The 17,565-nt window shown below is 32.9% G+C and carries 17 protein-coding genes, 2 pseudogenes and 1 riboswitch; of the genes and pseudogenes, 6 read left to right on the forward strand and 13 right to left on the reverse strand.

The features are described from left to right. Positions 1–2: 2 nt before the first annotated feature. Positions 3–533 (forward strand): hypothetical protein, encoded by a 531-nt coding sequence (locus DMB68_RS17575; RefSeq protein WP_110347934.1) that lies wholly within the window; start codon positions 3–5, stop codon positions 531–533. A gap of 92 nt (positions 534–625) precedes the next feature. Here the strand turns inward: DMB68_RS17575 and carB are convergent, their stop codons facing one another. Then, the gene (carB, locus tag DMB68_RS17580; protein WP_110347935.1) at positions 626–3,481 is read right to left on the reverse strand and encodes a carbamoyl-phosphate synthase large subunit; all 2,856 of its coding nucleotides are present in this window, start codon (positions 3,479–3,481) and stop codon (positions 626–628) included. A gap of 143 nt (positions 3,482–3,624) precedes the next feature. Further along, positions 3,625–3,786: a 50S ribosomal protein L34 gene (gene rpmH, locus DMB68_RS17585; RefSeq protein WP_008464848.1), complete on the reverse strand. Its 162-nt coding sequence runs from the start codon at positions 3,784–3,786 to the stop codon at positions 3,625–3,627. Positions 3,787–3,951: 165 nt separating this feature from the next. On the opposite strand from rpmH, the gene DMB68_RS17590 reads away from it, so the two are divergent. The 3 genes from DMB68_RS17590 to DMB68_RS17595 all read left to right on the forward strand — a co-directional run bounded on the left by DMB68_RS17590 (position 3,952) and on the right by DMB68_RS17595 (position 5,847). Beyond that, the gene (locus tag DMB68_RS17590; protein ID WP_110347936.1) at positions 3,952–4,467 is read left to right on the forward strand and encodes a DUF2892 domain-containing protein; all 516 of its coding nucleotides are present in this window, start codon (positions 3,952–3,954) and stop codon (positions 4,465–4,467) included. Between the two features lie 378 nt (positions 4,468–4,845). Then, positions 4,846–5,055: a transposase gene (locus DMB68_RS23680; protein WP_231131672.1), complete on the forward strand. Its 210-nt coding sequence runs from the start codon at positions 4,846–4,848 to the stop codon at positions 5,053–5,055. Positions 5,056–5,130: 75 nt separating this feature from the next. Then, on the forward strand, positions 5,131–5,847 hold the full coding sequence (locus tag DMB68_RS17595; RefSeq protein WP_231131674.1) for a transposase: 717 nt from the start codon (positions 5,131–5,133) through the stop codon (positions 5,845–5,847). A gap of 193 nt (positions 5,848–6,040) precedes the next feature. Here DMB68_RS17595 and DMB68_RS17600 read toward each other — a convergent pair whose 3' ends face one another. Both DMB68_RS17600 and DMB68_RS17610 read right to left on the reverse strand, forming a co-directional pair. After that, on the reverse strand, positions 6,041–6,268 hold the full coding sequence (locus DMB68_RS17600; protein WP_110347937.1) for a hypothetical protein: 228 nt from the start codon (positions 6,266–6,268) through the stop codon (positions 6,041–6,043). Positions 6,269–6,491: 223 nt separating this feature from the next. Continuing rightward, entirely contained in the window at positions 6,492–7,151 is a 660-nt protein-coding gene (locus DMB68_RS17610; protein WP_110347939.1) for an alpha/beta hydrolase family protein, read from the reverse strand. Positions 7,152–7,444: 293 nt separating this feature from the next. On the opposite strand from DMB68_RS17610, the gene DMB68_RS17615 reads away from it, so the two are divergent. Beyond that, entirely contained in the window at positions 7,445–7,741 is a 297-nt protein-coding gene (locus DMB68_RS17615; RefSeq protein WP_231131675.1) for a GNAT family N-acetyltransferase, read from the forward strand. A gap of 127 nt (positions 7,742–7,868) precedes the next feature. Here the strand turns inward: DMB68_RS17615 and DMB68_RS17620 are convergent, their stop codons facing one another. The 9 genes and pseudogenes from DMB68_RS17620 to DMB68_RS17660 form a co-directional block, all read right to left on the reverse strand. Then, a complete protein-coding gene (locus DMB68_RS17620) occupies positions 7,869–8,918 on the reverse strand; it encodes a YncE family protein (protein ID WP_110347940.1) in 1,050 nt (349 codons plus the stop codon). Positions 8,919–8,921: 3 nt separating this feature from the next. Beyond that, positions 8,922–10,775 (reverse strand): TonB-dependent receptor plug domain-containing protein, encoded by a 1,854-nt coding sequence (locus tag DMB68_RS17625; RefSeq protein WP_110348056.1) that lies wholly within the window; start codon positions 10,773–10,775, stop codon positions 8,922–8,924. Between the two features lie 28 nt (positions 10,776–10,803). Continuing rightward, positions 10,804–11,038, reverse strand: a riboswitch (cobalamin riboswitch). Between the two features lie 65 nt (positions 11,039–11,103). Next, positions 11,104–11,640: an alpha-ribazole phosphatase gene (gene cobC / locus DMB68_RS17630; protein ID WP_110347941.1), complete on the reverse strand. Its 537-nt coding sequence runs from the start codon at positions 11,638–11,640 to the stop codon at positions 11,104–11,106. Further along, positions 11,625–12,410 (reverse strand): adenosylcobinamide-GDP ribazoletransferase, encoded by a 786-nt coding sequence (locus tag DMB68_RS17635; RefSeq protein WP_110347942.1) that lies wholly within the window; start codon positions 12,408–12,410, stop codon positions 11,625–11,627. The genes cobC and DMB68_RS17635 overlap by 16 nt, the downstream gene beginning before the upstream one ends. 197 nt (positions 12,411–12,607) lie before the next feature. Then, positions 12,608–13,046, reverse strand: a pseudogene (gene tnpA / locus DMB68_RS17640) (IS200/IS605 family transposase). A 28-nt stretch (positions 13,047–13,074) separates the two neighbouring features. Continuing rightward, complete coding sequence (cobT, locus tag DMB68_RS17645) at positions 13,075–14,754, reverse strand: nicotinate-nucleotide--dimethylbenzimidazole phosphoribosyltransferase (protein ID WP_110347943.1); 1,680 nt, start codon at positions 14,752–14,754, stop codon at positions 13,075–13,077. A gap of 210 nt (positions 14,755–14,964) precedes the next feature. Next, entirely contained in the window at positions 14,965–15,474 is a 510-nt protein-coding gene (gene cobU / locus DMB68_RS17650; RefSeq protein ID WP_110347944.1) for a bifunctional adenosylcobinamide kinase/adenosylcobinamide-phosphate guanylyltransferase, read from the reverse strand. A gap of 36 nt (positions 15,475–15,510) precedes the next feature. Next, positions 15,511–15,884, reverse strand: a pseudogene (locus DMB68_RS17655) (four helix bundle protein). Positions 15,885–15,911: 27 nt separating this feature from the next. Next, on the reverse strand, positions 15,912–16,274 hold the full coding sequence (locus tag DMB68_RS17660; RefSeq protein ID WP_110347945.1) for a DUF5522 domain-containing protein: 363 nt from the start codon (positions 16,272–16,274) through the stop codon (positions 15,912–15,914). Positions 16,275–16,421: 147 nt separating this feature from the next. Here DMB68_RS17660 and DMB68_RS17665 point away from each other — a divergent pair, with 147 nt between their 5' ends. Continuing rightward, positions 16,422–17,564: an ABC transporter substrate-binding protein gene (locus DMB68_RS17665; RefSeq protein ID WP_110347946.1), complete on the forward strand. Its 1,143-nt coding sequence runs from the start codon at positions 16,422–16,424 to the stop codon at positions 17,562–17,564. Position 17,565: the final 1 nt, after the last annotated feature.

The raw sequence follows: 17,565 nt of genomic DNA on the forward strand, positions 1-17,565 counted from the left end.
TAATGAAAACACCAAAAATCTTACTCCTTTTTTTACTTCTGGCTTTAAACAGCTGTTCAAGTGATAATGATTCTTCAGATGATAAAACATCTAAGTTCCCAATGACTGCAAAGGTTGATGGAACTTTATGGGAAATGAAAAATCCTTATGGTTCAGATTATGCTACAAATACATTATTTGAAATGTACCCCGAAGAAGAATATATTCTTTTGGCGGGAAGAATTAATTTCATGGACGAGATTAGACTTTATATTAAAAGAAGTGATCTAAAAGTTGGAACATATCCTATAACAAAAAACACGTTCGATGCATCTAAGACACAAATTGAAATATCATTCAATACTAAAGGAAAAAGCCAATATCCTGTTGCCGGTTCATTATCCGTTACGGAAATTGATTTAAAAGCTAAAAGAGTAAAAGGAACATTTTCGTTTGATTGCGTGGATGATGATGACGAACCAATTAGTGTTTCTAATCCGGTTACAACAAAAGTAACTGAGGGTACTTTTAATTACAGATATGATGTTGAGTAATTCTATTTAACTGTATATTAAAAAGCTCCAATTATAAAAAATGCCCCAAAAAGTAATATTATTTGGGGCATTTTTATTATCAGGATCTGAGATTATTTACTCAAATACATTTTTCTTCTTGAATACAATTCGTAGAATTGGTCATCTTTTAGGTCGTCAATAAATAAGATGCTTTCTCCTGTAGATTTCATTTCAGGTCCTAATGCTTTGTTTACGTTTTGGAATTTACTGAAAGAGAAAACAGGCTGCTTAATTGCGTATCCTTTTAATTGTGGATTGAAATCAAAATCAGTTACTTTCTTCTCGCCTAACATTACTTTAGTCGCATAGTTTACATAAGGCTCTCCGTAAGCTTTGGCAATAAACGGAACAGTACGTGATGCTCTTGGATTTGCCTCGATAATATAAACGGTATCGTCTTTTATTGCAAATTGAATATTGATTAAGCCTACTGTTTTTAAAGCTCTTGCTATTTTTTCGGTATGGTCTTTAATTTGCTGCATCACAAATTCTCCTAAGTTGAAAGGAGGTAAAGTTGCGTTACTATCCCCTGAGTGAACTCCACAAGGCTCAATATGTTCCATAATTCCGATGATGTAAACATTTCCATCAGCATCACAGATTGCATCAGCTTCCGCTTCGATTGCTCCAGCCAAATAATGGTCTAAAAGCAATTTATTACCAGGAATCGATTTCAATAAGTTGATAACGTGTTCTTCCAGTTCTTTTTTATTGATTACGATTTTCATTCCCTGACCACCTAATACATATGAAGGACGAATCAATAATGGAAAGTCTAAAGTATCTGCAAGGGCAGAAGCCTCATCAGCTGTTTCTGCAATTCCAAATTTAGGGAAAGGAATGTGTAATTCTGTTAATAAATCGGAGAAACGACCTCTGTCTTCTGCTAAATCAAGGGCGTCAAAGCTGGTTCCGATGATTTTTACTCCGTATTTAGATAATTTTTCAGCTAGTTTTAAAGCTGTTTGCCCGCCTAACTGTACAATTACACCTTCAGGTTTTTCATGCTTAATGATGTCGTAAATATGCTCCCAGAAAACAGGCTCAAAGTATAATTTATCCGCTGTGTCAAAATCTGTAGAAACCGTTTCAGGATTACAGTTGATCATGATCGTTTCGTAACCGCATTCTTTTGCAGCAAGTACACCGTGTACACAAGAGTAATCAAACTCAATTCCTTGTCCGATTCTGTTTGGTCCGGAACCTAAAACGATGATTTTCTTTTTCTCAGTTACAATGCTTTCGTTGTCTACATAGCGCTCACCGTTTGCTTTTTCGATTTCGGCTTCAAAAGTCGAATAGTAATAAGGTGTTTGTGCCTTAAATTCAGCTGCACAAGTATCAACTAATTTGAATACACGGTTAATGTTTTGCTCCATACGCAAAGTATGTACTTCGCTTTCCAGGCAATTCATCATGTGTGCTATTTGTCTGTCGGCAAAACCTTTTTGTTTTGCTTCAAGTAAAATCTCTTTAGGAAGATTTGAAACTTTATAGTTCGAAATTTCTTTCTCCAAAGTATAAAGTTCTTCATATTGCTTTAAGAACCACATATCGATCTTTGTGATTTCATGAATGCGGCTCAACGGAATTCCCATTGCGATTGCATCATAAATTACAAAAACACGATCCCAGCTTGCAAAAGTCAGTTTCTCGATAATTTGTTCGTAGTTGGTATATCCTTTTCCGTCAGCTCCCAGACCATTTCTCTTAATTTCTAATGATTGGGTTGCCTTATGCAGAGCTTCCTGGAAAGAACGCCCAATTCCCATAACTTCACCAACAGATTTCATCTGAAGTCCTAAAGTTCTGTCGGCACCTTCAAATTTATCGAAGTTCCAACGTGGTATTTTTACAATTACATAATCCAAAGTCGGCTCGAATAAAGCTGAAGTCGATTTTGTAATTTGGTTTTGCAATTCGTCTAAGTTATATCCTAAAGCCAGTTTAGACGCAATTTTCGCAATCGGATAACCAGTTGCTTTTGAAGCTAAAGCAGATGAACGAGACACGCGAGGGTTAATTTCGATGGCTACAATATCTTCTTTTTCGTCTGGTGAAACTGCAAATTGTACATTACATCCTCCGGCAAAATTTCCGATGCTTCTCATCATTAAGATGGCATAGTCACGTAATTTTTGGAATGTTGTATCAGATAAAGTCATTGCAGGAGCAACTGTAATCGAATCTCCGGTGTGGATTCCCATTGGATCCATGTTTTCAATTGAACAGATAATTACAACATTGTCGTTTTTATCTCTCAATAATTCCAATTCATATTCTTTCCAGCCTATTAAAGCTTTGTCGATCAAAACTTCATGAATAGGCGACATTTCTAATCCGTAGGTTAGTTTTTCGTCAAACTCTTCTTTGGTATGTACGAACGCTGCTCCGGTTCCTCCTAATGTAAATGAAGGACGAATTACTAATGGAAACCCGAATTCCTGTGCAATTTCTTTTCCTTCAAGGAAAGAAGTAGCTGTTTTAGCCGGTGCAGTAGGAACATTTATTTTTTGAAGCAATTGTTTGAATTGTTCTCTGTCTTCAGTAATATTGATGGCATTTACATCAACACCAATCATCCTTACTCCGAAATCCTGCCAGATTCCTTTTTCATCAGCTTCAAGGCACAAGTTCAAAGCCGTTTGTCCACCCATTGTAGGTAAAACAGCATCAATTTGTGGGTGTTCCTTTAGAATTTCAATAATCGATTTTGTAGTTAGTGGTTTCAAATAAATATGATCGGCCATACTTGGGTCGGTCATAATTGTCGCTGGATTTGAGTTTATCAAGATAACTTCAATTCCTTCTTCACGAATTGAGCGTGCAGATTGAGATCCTGCATAGTCGAATTCGCAAGCTTGACCAATAACTATAGGTCCTGAACCTATTATTAAAACTGATTTTATTGATGTGTCTTTAGGCATTTTGTATGTATTGTGTAGTTATTTTTGGTATTCAAAAACATTCTTAGTGCTTTAAAAACTAGAATGTTAAAATTTTTTACTGACAAGGTATAAAAAAAGGCGATACTAAAAAAGTAATCGCCTTATGTATGTTTATACAAACATTATTTTTTGTGTCTAGGCTCGCTAGAAACAGTTAATTTATGTCTTCCTTTAGCTCTTCTACGCGCTAGAACTTTTCTTCCATTCGCAGAAGCCATTCTGTCCATAAATCCGTGCTTATTTCTTCTTTTTCTTTTCGATGGTTGAAATGTTCTTTTGCTCATTGCTTTGTATCTTTAAATGGTATCTAAATATCTCTTTTGTTTTTTGAATATCGTTATTCAAAAACCGAGTGCAAATATACAAAGACTTTTTTTTCTGGCAAGTACTTTAATAAAAATATTTTTAATTCATTTTACTATATTTGCAATCACAAATATACATCTATTATGTTTAATAAAATTATCAAACTTATTCTGGCCGGACTTCTTGTCGTTGCTGGTATTTACGAAATTGTTGATGACTCTGTCGGAAATGGAATTTTCCTTATATTATTATCTGCAATTCCTGTTTTCCTTTACTTTAAAAACGAATTTATTCTTTTAGCTTTCCTAAAATTAAGAAAACAAGACTTTGAAGGTGCTAAAAAATGGCTGGCATACATCAAAAATCCAGAAACTGCATTAGTAAGAAAACAGCAGGGATACTTTAATTACCTGCACGGGATCATGTTGTCTCAAACTAATATCAACCAGGCAGAGAAGCATTTCAAAAAAGCAATCGAACTTGGTTTATCTATGGATATGGATTTAGCTGTAGCAAAATTAAACCTTGCGGGAGTTGCCATGTCACGCAGAAGAAAATTAGAAGCAACTAATTTACTAAATGAAGCTAAGAAATTAGATAAACAAGGCATGCTGAAAGAGCAGATCGCAATGATGAAAGAACAAATGAAGAAAATCTAAATTTTTTCATTTATAAAATAACAAAAGCCTTTGAAGTATCAATTTCAAAGGCTTTTATTTTAGAAGCTATTTACTCCGTCAGTTCGTTATCGCTCGTGTCCTGCTATCTGCTATAATCTTTTATTTCGCTAAAGCTTCATAAAATGATTTTCACTACTATCCTTTAGATTTGTTAGGAAGATTTAAAGTAATTTTAATCAACAACCAAACTGACAAAGTGAACCTTCTCTTCTATCAAAGTTTGCTACTTATGCCCTGATTAGGACTTTGTCAGTTTTATTGAATAAGATTCAGAATAGTAATTAAGGATTTAATGCCTATTATCAAGGATATGAATGTATTCAATAAGTTGGTTGCTAATTTTTAAAACATTTTCTTATGAACAAATTTAAACATTTTCTAGGCATCGATGTATCCAAGGAATATTTTGATGCAGTTTTAATTCTGAATGGAGCAAAAGAAAAACCAATTCACAATCAATTTGCAAATGATTCCAAAGGAGTAAAAACATTAAATCAATGGCTTAAAAAACAAGGTGCTACAAATCAGCAAACTCTTGTTTGCTTAGAACATACGGGTATGTATTGAAAATTAATCATTAAATATTTAATGGGTTTTAATTATTCTCTTTGGGTAGAAATGTCTTTGAAAATCATAAGGAGTATGGGACTTCAAAGAGGTAAAAATGATAAAATTCATGCAGAAAGAATTGCTATTTATGCAATGAAAAATCAGCAGGAAGCTATCATTTATCAAGCTCCCAGCCGAACCGTTGAAAAGATCAGAAATCTAATGTCATTAAGGGAAAAACTAATTCTTACCAAAGCTTCTTTGATACGCAATTCAAAAGAAATGAAATCGTTAGACCCGGAAGTATCTAAACTTTCTGATAAATTTCAAAAGCAAACTATAAAAGGAATTACTTCTGATTTAAAGCAAATAGAAAAACAATTAGATTTATTTATAAAAGAAGATGAAAACTTAAGCAAGATTTATTCACAAGCCATTTCAGTTCCTGGAGTTGGTGAAGTAACTACTCTATATCTAATCTGTTTTACAAATGAATTCACAACCTATTCAATGCCAAGACAATTGGCTTGTTACGCAGGAGTCGTGCCTTTTGAACATACTTCAGGCAAAAGCATAAGGTTAAGGCCGAAAGTTCATCATATGGCTAACAAAAAGCTTAAAAAGCAATTACATATGTGCGCCTTGTCGGCAGTTAATCACGACCCAGAAATGAAAGAATACTTTAAAAGAAAAGTACAAGAAGGAAAAAATAAAATGCTCGTAATTAACAATGTCAGAAATAAAATAGTACATCGTATATGTGCATGTATTAGAGATAACAAAACATTTGAGGTTAGAAAATCAGCATAAATCCTATCAGGGATAAATAGTATCAACGAGTAAGATATAAAACCTTTTGTGAAATTCTTATTTGCAGACTTGCTGTGTCTTAAAATAAAACTAATTTGAATTTAAAAAAAAAGATTTATTAACTTGTTTATGTCATAGTAATCAGGGCTAAAAAAACAGGTCTCATAAGTTGTTTAAGGAGAATATTATATTATTATTTTTCATTAATAAAAAGAACTATATGGTTTGAATCAATCTTAGATATAATTGTGTCTCCTTTATTGTAATCAATTTTATGTTTTTCAGAATTAAAAAACAAATACTCTTTTGTTTTTTCTAAATTCAAAAATTTATAATCTTCTTGTTCTTTACTGTATCTATTTCCATTCAAACCTAATTTTTCAACAGCAAAACCTTCACTGCCTAAAAAACCAGTATTCATTTAGAATTCCATTTTTATACTTGTAGACTTCTCTTATTAAGTATTTTTTGCTTTGAAGATTTATATAACAATCTTGTGGATACAACTCATTTTTATACTCATAAAATTCAGCTTTAACAACATTCGTTTTTGGTTGCGTAAAAAATAAGAACACAAAAGTTCCCATTGTTAGTGATAATATAAATACACTGGTTTTTAAAAGAGTTTTGACTTTCATAAAACACTAATCTTCTAATATTATCGAAGGTAAATTCTCATTTAGCCATTTGTATTTATTCAAAATCATAATATGAGTGCCTCCTTTTACAACAATACATTTATTGATATACTTTATAGGAAAAACATCATCCTGATCGCCATGAATGTGTATTACATTTTCATCAATTTCACTTCTGTTCCAACAAATCACAGATTCTACTGCCCATTGTAAATAATTTAGGTCGCGAACTGCTAAGAACTTCTCATATAACTTTATACGTTTGTTGACCTTTTCTCCAAAAGAATATTTTGCAAGATTCTCGATGTTTAAAATAAGTTTCATCGGAATCAGTTTGTAGGCTTTTGTAGTTTTTCCGATTTTCATTCTTCTTGGGAAATCTACATTGCTTCTTACACTCGAAATAATAATTACTTTTCGGGTTTTGATGTGTCTTGCCATTTCCTGAACTAAAATTCCACCAAAGGAAACTCCAATTAAGACAGGATTTTCATGTTTGATATTTTTTGTGATTCGAAGTGCATAATCAGATAATGATTCTTTGGGTTTTGGAATTTCCCATTCAAGTAAACATGTTTCAAAAACAGTTTCGTCTAATTTAATTCTTTCAAAAATGGCCGGACTTGCCGCGAGGCCAGGCATAAAATATACAGGAATTTTGCTCATCTGTTCAAAAAGGAATTATAATTACACATTGTAATTTCAATCTAAAATTACTTTTTTTAACAATATGCACAGCAAATCTTACACCTTAAATTTTGTATTCAAAGAAATAAAATAGAAAAAGAGGGATGACTAATTTGAAAATGTGTTTTTAAAAATAAGTTTATATTGGAAATCAAATGATTATCTTTGTATTCCAAATCATTCGTGTTTTAAAAAAAATGTTTAAATATTTTAAACCGAGCAATAGCCCCAAGTTCTATATTTTATTTAACCTATTACAAATACTACAAATTATGGAATCTATTATTGAAATCAAAGACAATAGTTTTGCAAGACAATTTGAAGCCAGCGTCCCTGAAGGATTGCTTTCTGTTGAATATTCATTTCAGGAAAAGAAAATTTTTCTAACCAAAATCAATACGCCGGAAGGATACAACAATCAGGCTGTAATTGATGTTTTACTCAAAAATATTATGGAACTTAATACCGAGAAAAAATTCAAAGTTGTTCCAATTCACCCGAAAATTGCTTCTTTCTTCAAAAAGAACCCAAAATACAAAGAATTGCTTCCGCCGGGAATCAGGATTTAAAAAGTTCATTAAGCGGAATGATAAAATGTTAATCGATAAATAAACGTAAAAAAGGCTTTCAGTTATGAAAGCCTTTTTTCCAAAAAACAATTTTAAAAAACAAAATTAACTAATTGATAATTATTTTTTAATCGTTAAAGTAGAATCCGTTTGGACCTATACCAACTGCAATTTCTTTTTCTAATGTACCAGTAAGATTGTATATAAAAGCTTTACTGTCTGAACCAAAGTTACCACTGTCTGCTATATAAATACGATTGTCATTTACAGCAAAACCATAAAAATAACCTTCAGTTGTAGCTGTTAAAATAGGCGTAGTAGATGCAGTTGTAGCATTAGCATTGATCGCATAAACGGAGTTTCCTACTGTATAATATACTTTGTCGTCTTCAATATCCATATATACGGCTCCGTCTAAAGATTCCGGGAAAGTAATTTTAGAAACCGATTTGTCTGATAATTTTACTTTTACAATTTCACTTCTATTGCCAGATGGGCGTCTTAAAATATATAAAAAGCCATTTTCTTCTTCGATACAATCAGCTTTTGATCCAATTTCAACTGGTGCTTCCAGTTTTTTAGTAGCAATATTTACGACCAATAGTTTCGTACTGTCGAAAGGTTCTGTAATATATAGTTTTCCATTTTCTAAAACCAAACGATTAGCAGTTGCATTCAAATCAATTTTCGACTCATACTTATTGGTCTTTAAATTAATGATGGCAACATAATCGTCCGTATTACCTGTCTCAGGATTCATGTATGAATAGGTGTTTGCATTGGTTACATATGCCTTTCCGTCTTTTACAACTCCATATCTTGGGTTTTTAAGGCCGGTTTCTATTTTATCTACTAGTTTAAAAGTGTATCTGTTAACAACATTAATTACATTAGAGCCACCTGAGATAATGTAAGCATTATCACCATTAAAGAAAATGTTCTGCAAATAACCACCCGGGTTATCGTTGTTGTTATTTGGTCCATATACGTCTTTTGTAAATGTAACTAAGTCATTATTTAAAAAAGAGACTGTACCTTTGACATCACTTCCTTCATTTAAGATTAAAAAACCATTATCATAAACTCCTTGTGGTTCGTTTGAATCTTCATCATCGTTTGAACACGAAACGAACATAGATGCACTAAGTGCTATTAAAAATAATTTACTAAACTTCATATATTAAAATTTTAAGATTAAATACATATTAAAATTGCGACCGGCCATAGGTCTGTTTTCGAGACTTTCATAAGCTTCATTAAACAAATTCAACACCTGAAGACCTAATTTGAAAGTTTCTAAAAATTTGAAATCATAATCAATTCCGATGTTGGATATCATATAATCGTTTATAATTTCATCCGGATCGTTATCGGCTCTGGTATAAACAAAACCATTATACAAAAACTGATAATTTGCTGAAATTCTATTTCTGGAATAAACAACAGCAGCAGTAGCTTTGTCAAAAGGAACAAAAAAGAGCTGTTTTTTAGTGTCAATATTTTCAGAAATGGTATGTGCATACGCAGCATTGACCGCAAGAATATTTTTTCCAAATTGTTTTTTCCAGCTTAGTAAAGTTTCTGCTCCGTAACTGTTTACCTTATCTGTGTTTTGAGGAGTCCAAATGCCATTTTTGCCCGGCACCCATTGTAACAAGTCTTTTATTTTGATGTAATAAAAAGTCTGAGTCAGTGTAATGTTGCTAAATGTAAATACATTTCCAACTTCTGCCTGATAGGAACTTTCAGGTTTTAAATTGCGATTTCCGCCTGGTTCCCAATACAAGTCATTAAACGTAGGAATTCTGAAATTGCGTGATAAATTCAGTTTTAAATTGTATAATTTTCCAAATTGATAAGAAGAACCTAAAGAGAATAAAACCGGCGATTTGTAATTATCTGTAAACTCTTTTCGTACGCCAAATTCGTTTTTCCAGCTGGCAGAAATATCTTGTTTTACTAATAAAGATGCAGAACTGATTTCTCTGGTATTGGTTCCAAAACCGCTTCCTGTTCCGGTGGTTTTATTGTAATCTATTATTCCGTTTACTTGTGTAGACTTAAAAAGAGTATAACCCAAATCTGCTTTTGCAATTAAGCTTTCAGTTTTTCCGTATGTATAATTATTGATAGCGTTGTCAGCGTAATATTGATAGTTTTCAAAAATATATGCTGTTTTGAAATTTGTAGTGAACGTGCCAAAATCACCATTATATTCTAATAAGTTGCGATTAAAACCATTGATGTATTTGCTTGGTGTTTCAGTTTCAGTTATCAGAGAAGTGTTTCTGTCTGTGTTGGATGTCTGACTGTATAATTTAAGAGTGTTTTTTGCATTTAGTTTATAACCTAAATTTGCGCTCATTGTAAAAATATTATATTCACCATTTCTATTCCAGCGCTGTTCGCCTTTCCAGGTGTATTTATTAATGTATTTGTAATCGTTTGCTGAACTGTTGTTAGAAAATCCAATTTGAGCACTCCATTTTTTGTTGGAAATATTGGTTTTGTAATTGATTCCAATCGTATTGAAACTTCCATAATCCAGTTTTAAATCACTCTCAAACCGATTGTAAAAGCTTAAATCGTTATTTAAATGTATAGTTCCGCCAATTGCTCCACTGCCGTAAATTACACCTCCGCCTCCGGCTTTAACACTTACAGAATTGTAATCGGAACCTGAAATCGTATTAAAATCAGTGCTGCCGTTCATTTGCGAATTGATGTTGATTCCGTTCCAGATTACGGCTGTCTGAGATGAGGTTGTTCCTCTAAATGAAACTGTAGAAAGCATGCCACGCCCGTATTCTTTGAAATAAAGTGTAGAATTGAATTTTAATAAGTCAGTAAGTAAAGCCTCATTTTTATTGATAATAGAATCACTGAGTTTTAAAACGGACTGGGAATCGGAGTATTTTTTAAGATTATTGTCTGAAACAACAACCTCTTTTAATTTTGTAATAGAGTCATGCTGCGCTAAAATAATTTGGCACAAAAGCAAGAAACAAAAAGTAAAACGTATTTTTAAAGTCATAATTTCTACACTCTTTTTCCCGAGAGTTCGATATTTGTTTGTAAAGGCAGGTCTCCTGGCTTGCGTCTTATTGTTTACCTTCCCATCACGCAGGGCGTAACAGTGGTTTGTAGTTAACAACAAGCATTCTTTTTACAGAACTAAGCTTACAGTTGCGGGTACAGCTCAAGATTTATGATTTTTAAATTATTTAAAATCAGTGACTTGATTCCCTTTTAATGTGTTTATGTAATTAAAACACAACCTTAATTGGGTGCAAAGATAAAGTTAAAAAAAGGTAAAATTCAAATTTGTTTTACTTTTAAAATAAAATCTAAACAAAAGAAGTTTAAAAATTGATTTTGATGACTTCACCAAAATCGGCTTTATTTTGAAAAGCATCTTTCAAAGGCAACAAAGTGTGATGGCATAAAAAGCTTCTGATAATACCGGCATGGGCTACAATAATAAGCGGAAAGTTTATGTTTTTTGATTTTATTTCGGTTAAGAAATCCCCAACTCTTTCGTGTAATTCAACAAAAGATTCTCCGTTTGCAACCCGGATATTTACAAAATCTTCCATCCACGGATTGAGTTGTTCTGACGGAATCTCATTCCATGTTTTCAATTCCCAATCACCAAAATTCATTTCTTTTAAGCGATTATCTTCCTGATAAGAAATGGTTTTGATATTATTCTGAATGTATTTTGCCAAAGTAACGCATCGTTTCAACGGGCTTGAAAAAATTATTGCTTCAGAGGGCAAATGCGAGAGTATATTTTCAAAAATTGTATCAAAAGGTTCAGCAATTTCCACATCAGATTGTCCGTAGCAAATTCCTTTTTCGCAGATCGTTTCGGTATGACGAATTAGATAAATTTCCATATAAAAAGAAGGCTTAAATAATAAACAACTTCGCAAACCTGCTGTGTAGCGCCCAGGCAATCCCCGGTGTAACCATCAATCCATTTTTGAAAATAACGAGCTAAGAAATAACGGGTGAGGAAAACCGGAATTAAGGCAAAAAGTATTTTATATTCAAAACAGGAGATAAGTATTAAAGGAAGGAGTCCAAAGAAAAACGAACCGAAAACTTCTTTCCAGCTGTGATTTTTTGCAATTGGTTTGCTTTTACTCGTTGCATCATCCCGTGAATATTCATGTGTAAAAATAATGCTGATGGCTGCCAAACGACTTAAAGAATGTGCAGAAATAAACAGAAGAAAAATGAAAAGCTTATGATTTGTAAAAAGCAAAATTGATTCAGAAAGTAATTTGAATTTTAATAAAAAAAGCAACACCAGACCAATTGCACCATAAGCACCAATAGCACTGTCCTTCATAATCATCAGGATTTTTTCTTTGGTCCAGCCTCCGCCAAAACCATCGCAGACATCTGCAAAACCATCTTCATGGAAAGCTCCGGTTGTGAGTATAGAAGTTATAATTGCTAAAATTACAGCTATTTCTGTTGATAGGAAAAGAGAAAAAAGATAGAAAGCAATAAATGAAATGCTACCCACAATCCAGCCAATTAAAGGGAAATAACGAGTGGCTTTGTTTAAATATTCAGGATTGTGACTGATGTTTTTAGGACAAGGAATCCGGGTATAAAACATCAGACAGGTAAAAAAAATATGAAGTTCTTTTTTCATTTAGGGATCAATTTTTATTCGGCTAAAGCCATTTTGATTTTAAAATATGTATTACAACATCTAAAGATGTTGGCAATTCAAATTCTATATTATTTATGAATTTTGTTTATTAATTATTGATTATCTTATTGAATTGCCTCCAGATTTATCTGGAGGTTATAAGATTGAAATTAAAAATGGCTTTAACCAAAATCTATTTACTTAGATGTCTTATGAAAACCAAATTTGCTAATGATTTCATCATACTCTTCCTGAAAAGTTTTTGTTGCATGATGAGTTTCTTGATTTTTAATGTAATCTCTTACTTTGTCAATTATGGATTCTGAAACTGAAACCGCAAAATATTCATCTTGCCATTCAAATTTTTCTTTGGTTAATTGATTTTTATTTATCCAAAAAGAAGATTCTCCTTTGATCAGTTGCATAATTTTTTGAATATGTTGATCAGCACCTAAAGAAATAAGGCAATGACAATGATCTGAATAGCCATTTATGAAATCAACATAAATTCCTTTTTCTTTAGCATATTTCTTTAATATGATTCCAAACTTTTTGGCGTAAATCAAATGTGTCTAAAAACGGAATTCTATTTTTTGTACTCCATACAAAATGGATATAAACTTTTATTAACGGCATATAATTCAATATAAATAAAACTATACAATTATTCTCTACTTATCCCAGCACTTTCAAAACTGGCCATTTCATTCAAAAAAGCCTCAGCGGATTTCAAAATAGGAAAAGCAATTGCACAGCCGGTACCTTCGCCAAGACGCAAATCTAAATTTAAAATTGGTTTGGCCTGTAAATAATTCAATAATTTTTGATGTGCATTTTCTGCAGAGCAATGGCAGAAAACAGTATTTTTATAAATGTCAGGATTTATTTTTGAAGCAACTAAAAAGGCAACGCTGCAAATAAAACCATCAACCAGAATAATCATTTTATTTTCAAAAGCGGTTAACATTCCGCTTGCCATTTGTATGATTTCAAAACCTCCAAAGTAGGAGAGTTGCTGCATTAATTCGGCCGGACCAGAATAATTTTCAATAGCACTTTTAAGCAGATTTTGTTTTTTAAGCAATTTTTCGTCGTCAACACCTGTTCCTTTTCCAACACATTCTTCAATTGGAAAACCAGTTAAAATGCTCATAAGGGCGGAAGCTGTAGAAGTATTCCCGATTCCCATTTCGCCAAAACCAATGCAATTTGAACCTGCTTTGGCAATAGTTTCGACAATTATTTTTCCTTTTTCAAAGCACAATTGCAATTCGGTTTTGCTCATTGCGGGTGCGTGTAAAAATGATTGTGTCCCTTTAGCAATTTTCGCATTGATTAATTTTGCATTCGTTGGGAAATCATAATTGACACCCGAATCTACAATTGAAAGTTTGATATCATGCTGATTGCAAAAAACATTAATCGCAGCACCGCCTTCCAGAAAATTAGTAACCATTTGCCTGGTTACATCCTGCGGATAAGCACTCACACCATGATTTGCAATTCCGTGATCAGCAGCAAAAACGACAATGTTCGGGTTATTTATTTTGGGTTCTAAAGTTTCAAAAACAGTTCCCAGCTGTAAACCTAGTGTTTCTAAAGTTCCCAAAGCGCCAATTGGTTTGGTTTTCGAATCTATTTTTTCCTGCAAAAGCCTGCTGAAATCTGTTTTGTTTTCAACGTCAGATTGTGGTTTTGAAACAAAATCTGAAACAGAATTTCCAATCACATTTTTAATTTCGGTACAATCCGGTGCTTCCGATTTTTGTTTCCAGTGCAATTGCTGTAACATCGGTTGGTTATCATAATTGGTGGCCGGCTTTCCAATACAGAAATAACCCAAAGGCTCAATATTTTCAGGTAAATCGAGTATTTTTTTAAACTGATAATAATTTAAAATGGATACCCATCCCATTCCGTAACCTTGTTCTGTCAGCGAAAGCCAAATGTTTTGAGCCGCACAAACCGAACTGAATTTTACCGCTTCATTGCTTCCAACAGTTCCAATCGTAAATTGATTCAGCACAGATCGGTCGTAAGCAATAATAAGCCCAATTGGTGCTTCTTCAATTGCTTCCAGTTTCAGGGATTTGTAATGTTCTTTTTGCTCAGGATTATCTGTTAACTCCTCGGCCTTTTTATTATAATCCAAAAACAAATTTTTGACAGCCTTTTTTACTTCAGCAGATTTGATGATATAATATTTTGTAGCATCCGTTAATCCTACAGAAGGCGCCCAATGTCCAGCCCGTAAAGCTTTTTCAATCACTTCATCAGGAACAGAATCGGCAGTAAAATGCCGTGTATCACGTCGTGATTTTAATATATCGTCCAGATTACTCATTTTTCAAAAATCAATTACAAAATACAATATCAATGGTAAATTCAAAAATCAAACTCAAAAATCAATTGCAATAACAATTTCAAATTTCAATTTTTGATGCTTATGTAAAGATACTTCAGCATATTGGAATTTGAAATTTAATATTTAATATTTAGAATTTATTTTTATTGACTTTTGCAATTGCCATTGATTTTTGATATTGATTTTTGTCTATCCTTTTATTTTGACTGGGATTCCGGAAACCATCAACACCACTTCGTCAGCTTTTGAGGCAAGAAACTGATTCATCCAGCCTTGGAGTTCAGTAAATTTTCTGCCAATGTGAGTATCGGCATGAACACCCATTCCAATTTCGTTGGTCACAATGATCAAAGTTACATCTTGTTGACTAGCGATTTTTTCAAATTCAGCTTTAGCCTCTTCAAGTGATAATGCAACATCATTTTTAGTATCCACAAAAAAGTTAGTCAGCCAAAGCGTTACGCAGTCAATCAAAGCAACTCTTCCTGAAAAATCAATTTCACTTAGATGTTTTTCTTTCTCAATATTGGTCCATCGTTCGTCGCGTTCCTGTTGGTGACGGTCGATTCTGCTCTGGAAATCATCGTCCCATTTTCTGGCGGTAGCAACATAAATTGGTGAATCTGAAAGCTGTAAAGCCAGATTTTGAGCATAGCTGCTTTTTCCGGACCTTTCGCCACCGGTAATTAGGTAGATCATTATTTAAATTGTTGGTTATAAATTGTTAGTTATTAATTAAGAAAGAACTTGCTTAGCAATAACTTGGTTTTTAGTAGTTTTAATTATGCTGGTTATTAATTTTAATATTGTAATTGCATCATTGTGAATGTTGCCGAATTCTTTTTCATTTAAATAGTCTGTTGCTTTGAGGAGTTCCAGCCAATAAATTGTTTCATTGGCTTCTTTCTGAGCTATTGCAAATTTATGAATAAAATCATTTTTACTTTCAGCGTGCTCTGCTTCTCTTATCATTGCGCCAATACTGGTTCCGGATCGCAGGAGCTGTTTGGAGAGAGTGAATTCTTTTTTTCAATGCATAGATATTGATATAATTTGACTATTCGAATAGCAAAATCAAAACTTTTATCTTTTACAATGTTATTTTTCATTAACAACTAACAATTTATAATTAACAATTAATAAGGGCAATGTCTGCATGCATTCCCACAGCAAGTGCCTCTTTTTAGATGGAACCAGGTTTTGAAAACATAATTGCCGTTTTCGATATAATAATCAATATCTTCAATCAGCATTTCGGTTTTGGGTAAAGATACGGCTTTGTTTTTAACGGCTTTTTTTGGGGTAATAGTTTCTACATAGGCATCGATTTTGTCCATACATGCTTCTTTAAAGCATTCGGGACAAAGACAGTCTCCTGCTTCTGAAAGATTGAAAATAGGAGGGAAATCATTGCACCAGCATCTGTTTTCTGTAGAAATATTTCCACAGTTAAAAGAAGATTCACACCCTGAACAAACTTTTATTTTTATAGTATTCATAAAATATGTAAAAAAATGGCTTGTTTAAATTTGTAAGAATAAAGATAAACAAAAAAATATAAATTAAATTACCTTTGTCATTATCGATAAGGTCAGGAAATCACAAACAATAACAATGCCACACCCTTTAAAATCTATAACCTTTCTATGAGACATTTATTTTCTAAATTTATTTTTATTGTATCTTTTTTTCTTCTTACCGGATGTAAAAAAAATGAAAATGCAGAAGTTGTAACCACCACAATTCCCCAAAACAGTATTGAATATGCTTCAGGGCTTTCAATTGTAAAACACGATGGATATTCTGTGGTAACTGTTTCAAACCCATGGCCTGAAGCCAATAAAAATTTTACCTATATCTTAAAAGAAAAAGAGGCAAAAGTACCGGATAGTCTTCAGGATTATACTACAATAAAAGTACCGCTGGAATCTGTTGTGGTAACTTCAACAACCAATATTCCGTTTCTTGAAATGCTGGATGTTGAAAATAAACTAACTGGTTTTCCTCATACGGATTATATTTCTTCTGAAAAAACAAGAGCTTTAATTGACAAAGGTTCCGTTAAAAATGTTGGGCAAAACGAAAAATTGAATATAGAACAATTAATAGATTTAGCACCGGATTTAATTGTAACCTTTGGAGTAGACAATAATAACCCAATGCTGGATAATCTGAAAAAAAGCGGCTTAAATGTATTGATTCAGGCCGATTGGATGGAGCAGTCACCACTTGGAAAAGCCGAATGGATTAAACTTTACGGAGCTTTATTTGGAAAAGAAGACAAGGCAAAAGAATTGTTTGATAAAATTGTGACAAGTTACAATCAGGCGCTGAAATTAGTAGCTGAAAAACCGGCAGCTTCAACAGTTTTATACGGTTCTATGTACGAAGATGTCTGGTATGTTGCCAAAGGGAACAGTTGGGTTGCCCAATTTATGAAAGATGCCCGGTCCAATTATTTATGGTCCGATTTGAAAGGGACAGGAAGTGAAGGACTATCTTATGAAAAAGTATTAGACAAAGCAAAAGCGGCAAATGTATGGATTGTTTCAGGTTCATTTAAAACCTTAGAAGAATTACAGAAAGCGAACCCGCATTACAGCGAATTTGATGCTTTTAAAAATAAATCGGTTTATTGTTTAGAAAGTAAATTAGGCGCTACCGGCGGAACAATTTATTATGAATTATCGCCAAGCCGCCCGGATTTGGTGCTGAAAGATTATATTAAAATTTTTCATCCGGATTTATTGCCTGGTTATGAGTTTACATTTGCATTAAAACTGAATTAAA

Source organism: Flavobacterium hydrophilum, assembly GCF_003202405.1.
GTDB classification, from domain to species: domain Bacteria; phylum Bacteroidota; class Bacteroidia; order Flavobacteriales; family Flavobacteriaceae; genus Flavobacterium; species Flavobacterium hydrophilum.

What these genes read in the sequence shown, in the direction of transcription:
- rpmH (WP_008464848.1), bottom strand. Translation starts at nt 3,786, where the DNA reads ATGAGCAAAAGAACATTTCAACCATCGAAAAGAAAAAGAAGAAATAAG.
- DMB68_RS17660 (WP_110347945.1), bottom strand. Translation starts at nt 16,274, where the DNA reads ATGAATACTATAAAAATAAAAGTTTGTTCAGGGTGTGAATCTTCTTTT.
- cobU (WP_110347944.1), bottom strand. Translation starts at nt 15,474, where the DNA reads ATGATCTACCTAATTACCGGTGGCGAAAGGTCCGGAAAAAGCAGCTAT.
- DMB68_RS17595 (WP_231131674.1), top strand. Translation starts at nt 5,131, where the DNA reads ATGGGACTTCAAAGAGGTAAAAATGATAAAATTCATGCAGAAAGAATT.
- DMB68_RS17625 (WP_110348056.1), bottom strand. Translation starts at nt 10,775, where the DNA reads ATGACTTTAAAAATACGTTTTACTTTTTGTTTCTTGCTTTTGTGCCAA.
- DMB68_RS17615 (WP_231131675.1), top strand. Translation starts at nt 7,445, where the DNA reads ATGGAATCTATTATTGAAATCAAAGACAATAGTTTTGCAAGACAATTT.
- cobT (WP_110347943.1), bottom strand. Translation starts at nt 14,754, where the DNA reads ATGAGTAATCTGGACGATATATTAAAATCACGACGTGATACACGGCAT.
- DMB68_RS17635 (WP_110347942.1), bottom strand. Translation starts at nt 12,410, where the DNA reads ATGAAAAAAGAACTTCATATTTTTTTTACCTGTCTGATGTTTTATACC.
- carB (WP_110347935.1), bottom strand. Translation starts at nt 3,481, where the DNA reads ATGCCTAAAGACACATCAATAAAATCAGTTTTAATAATAGGTTCAGGA.
- DMB68_RS17575 (WP_110347934.1), top strand. Translation starts at nt 3, where the DNA reads ATGAAAACACCAAAAATCTTACTCCTTTTTTTACTTCTGGCTTTAAAC.
- cobC (WP_110347941.1), bottom strand. Translation starts at nt 11,640, where the DNA reads ATGGAAATTTATCTAATTCGTCATACCGAAACGATCTGCGAAAAAGGA.
- DMB68_RS17665 (WP_110347946.1), top strand. Translation starts at nt 16,422, where the DNA reads ATGAGACATTTATTTTCTAAATTTATTTTTATTGTATCTTTTTTTCTT.
- DMB68_RS17600 (WP_110347937.1), bottom strand. Translation starts at nt 6,268, where the DNA reads ATGAATACTGGTTTTTTAGGCAGTGAAGGTTTTGCTGTTGAAAAATTA.
- DMB68_RS17590 (WP_110347936.1), top strand. Translation starts at nt 3,952, where the DNA reads ATGTTTAATAAAATTATCAAACTTATTCTGGCCGGACTTCTTGTCGTT.
- DMB68_RS17610 (WP_110347939.1), bottom strand. Translation starts at nt 7,151, where the DNA reads ATGAGCAAAATTCCTGTATATTTTATGCCTGGCCTCGCGGCAAGTCCG.
- DMB68_RS23680 (WP_231131672.1), top strand. Translation starts at nt 4,846, where the DNA reads ATGAACAAATTTAAACATTTTCTAGGCATCGATGTATCCAAGGAATAT.
- DMB68_RS17620 (WP_110347940.1), bottom strand. Translation starts at nt 8,918, where the DNA reads ATGAAGTTTAGTAAATTATTTTTAATAGCACTTAGTGCATCTATGTTC.